General features: G+C 43.7%; 3 protein-coding genes. All 3 read left to right on the top strand.

What is annotated here, in order from left to right; all coding sequences use genetic code 11:
* A partial coding sequence (locus QZP87_RS13955; RefSeq protein ID WP_291323533.1) for a hypothetical protein occupies positions 1–280 on the top strand: 280 nt, incomplete at its 5' end.
* A 241-nt stretch (positions 281–521) separates the two neighbouring features.
* Positions 522–1,085 (top strand): recombinase family protein, encoded by a 564-nt coding sequence (locus QZP87_RS13950; RefSeq protein ID WP_291323532.1) that lies wholly within the window; start codon positions 522–524, stop codon positions 1,083–1,085.
* Positions 1,086–1,879: 794 nt separating this feature from the next.
* Positions 1,880–3,037, top strand: coding sequence for a hypothetical protein (locus QZP87_RS13945; protein ID WP_291323531.1), 1,158 nt, complete (start codon positions 1,880–1,882; stop codon positions 3,035–3,037).
* The last annotated feature ends 60 nt before the right edge of the window (positions 3,038–3,097 follow it).

Raw genomic sequence — 3,097 nt, 5'->3', positions numbered from 1 at the left:
GATTCCCGGCTTGGAAAAACAATCCGTTTTGGTGGTTCAGGTAAAATCTTATGAGGGGGATCATTGGGACACAAGAGCCGTTGAGGACATTAAACGAGCATTTGAACATTACCCAGAGGCCAACATGGGGCTGATAATCTCTACCGCCAATGCTATCACAACGCCTGTTGAACAGGAACTGGACAAACTAAAAGAAGAAAGTGGCAAGCCTATTTCTGTCTTGGTTGGCCCTGATGTTGCGGCCTTTTTGTTGAGATACGGAGCAAAATTATTGGCCTAACATACGGCTATATTTATGTAATAGTCCACCCCCCTGAATTTTGAAGACTACCTACCTCTTGGAGCTGCTTTAATCTTAAACTCATTGATCAGGAAGTGGTCTAACCAGGCAGCCTCAGTGCTGTAAAAAAGGTGCACGTTTCGGGCACCCCCCATATACCCTGACCAAAAGTTCATATATTGACTTTTGTTACAGCTATCTATAAAACATCTTTGAACTTTTGTTACAGCATGGAGGTTTTATGGATGGTATTAAGATAGGCTACAAAAGGGTAAGTACAGTAGACCAAAACCCGGAGAGACAATTAGCCGGATTAGAAGTCGATAAGCTGTTTGAAGACAAAGTATCGGGTAGCTCCAGAGAAAGGCCTCAGCTGCAGGCCTGCTTGGACTATCTCCGGGAAGGTGACACCCTGGTTGTTCACAGCATAGACCGCCTGGCTAGAAATCTCTCGGATCTGCTCAGTATACTCCAGGGCCTTCTTGATAAACAGGTTTCCGTTAAATTCATCAAGGAGAACTTAAATTTTGAGGCCGGCGCTCATGACAATCCTTTTCAGAAGTTGCAGCTACAGATTATCGGCAGCGTAGCAGAGTTCGAGAGGGCTCTTATCCGGGAGAGACAGCGTGAGGGCATTGAGAAAGCAAAACAGAAGGGTAAACACCTGGGGAGGCCTAAGAAGATTACCTGTGAGATGAAAGACAAGATTTTCGAGATGCTTGAAGATGGTTTACACCAGACAGAGGTTGCCAGGCGTTTAAATATTTCCAGACAGGCAGTTTATCGGGCCTTGAAAGCTGCATAAAAATACTGTTCAAGTATGTTATCAAAAAATATATTGCTCTTTATGGGCATTTCAGATAGGCAATACTCAAAAGCAAAGGGCAATATATGATTTTGAACCACTTCACAGAACAAGGCTGGTCCCTGCACCAGGCCTTAGATTTATCAGATAACCTGGCTTTTGCTGATTTTTAAGCCCGTTTCTGCCTTTTATGGTAGAGATGGGCTTTTTTGTTTCAAACCTATTTCAAACCTGAAATGGCTCTGAAAAACGCCTAGAAAGGTCTAAAGGTTGTGTTTGATCACCACCAGAGCTCAGGGAACAGTCCCAGTGCCAGGCGCTGAACCCTCGCCATAGCACAAATTTTTCTTGTTTTTTTTTGACAGGGTTTCAGGAGTAAGTCATCAGGCTTTTTCCGCGACCCTGCGCTGAAAAATTGGCCCCTCCGGGGCATCATTCCTTTATTGTTCCCATGCTCTGCGTGGGAACATCTTCCGGACGCTCCGCGTCCACCAATGACCGCAGAGCGGACCAGATACGCTCCCACGCAGAGCGTGGGAGCGATAAGAATAAAAAATGTTATACAACAACAGATAGTTATTAAAATATATCCGCCATTCAATCCAGATTGTTCTTGAAATATTGTGGCAGTTATGCTGTTTTTTCATGTACTCAAAATACTCCAACTATTTCAGCATGTTTTAACCTGCCTGACAACGGACGGTTTTATGCAGATTACCAAGTCTGTTGCAAAGAGTTTGCCTAAATAGATTTATAAAAAAAGCGTTTTTTTAGATTGTAAGGAGGTTAGATCAATGAAAGGGAATTGCTTGTTCTTTAAAGCTATGTTTATAGCTTTGCTGTTTATGATGGCGGGGTTTCAGTCGGCAAAGGCTGAGGAAATTCTGGATGTTCCCAGTTATCAGGGGTTTCTGACTGAAGATGGAGCGATAAATGATGGCTGGTGGGCAATATATGATGTTTATGGACGTAATATCCACGGGAATGCAGGCGAACGAACAACAGATTTGTGGAGTGAGGCGCAGGAATTGCAGTTGATTCTGGAAATTGATTCCCAACGCAACCTCGTATCTTCAATCTGGGGAAATGTTGATGAGACCGACAGTGTGAATCTATGGGCAGCAAGTTTGATAGAGATTCAGGATAACCACACAATTTTTCATGGATATTATTATTTTAAAAGTGAAGAGCACTGGTTGTACGACCCTGCTCCTAGATATCCACGCTTTTATCAACCTGGAGAGGGGTACAGCTTGGAACTGCACCTGCAAAAACCCCAATCCCCCTACATAATAAAAGAAAATTCAAAACTTACCTTTTTAGGAAAAGGACAGACCGCGCCTTCATTGACTATTCCAGGTGAAGACAGCCTTGAAAACCTTGCTCTCGTAGCCTATAATGAAAATGTAGAGTACTATCAAGATGATGTGCTCATGGAATACTACGATAGAAGCATGCAGGATATTCTGGCTCCTGGTAAAGGCATTGTATCGATGTTTGAGCATTATCATTTTTGGAATCAGTGGGAAGAAGTAGAGAAAACCGGGGTAAACACATTTGTGCAAGACTCAGTGATAGACTGGGGTAGAGGTGACTATCCTGAGATTTTTCAAGGACTGGATATTGAGGAGGTACGGGCTACCCTGGCGGACCTACCCTTGGCAACTAACATTAAGGATGTGACAAAAACAGGCGTTGAAAAAGACCCTGAAAATCTATCTGATCTGCATAAAGCAGACATACTGTTCAACTGGCTTGAATCGCAGGTTCCAGACCTTCTGTCTCCAACCCCGCAAACAACTCAGTTAGATGACGAATTAATCTGGAGATCATATCAGGGCACTGATAACGCTGTAGGAACAATGCAAGACAGCCTGCTCTTTCTGGATGAAAACGGTGATTTGCATGACCTTGGAACTGTGGATGAGTGGCTGGATTTAGCTATGCCTTAAGGAGTCCGTAACAGTGTAGCCCTTTTCAAGGAAAGCAGGGGACAGGCACCCCCAAACCTT

The organism is Desulfonatronospira sp. (genome assembly GCA_003563255.1).
Lineage (GTDB): Bacteria > Desulfobacterota > Desulfovibrionia > Desulfovibrionales > Desulfonatronovibrionaceae > Desulfonatronospira.
Note: the sequence above shows the minus strand (reverse complement) of the source record. Positions and strands in the feature narration are given on the sequence as shown.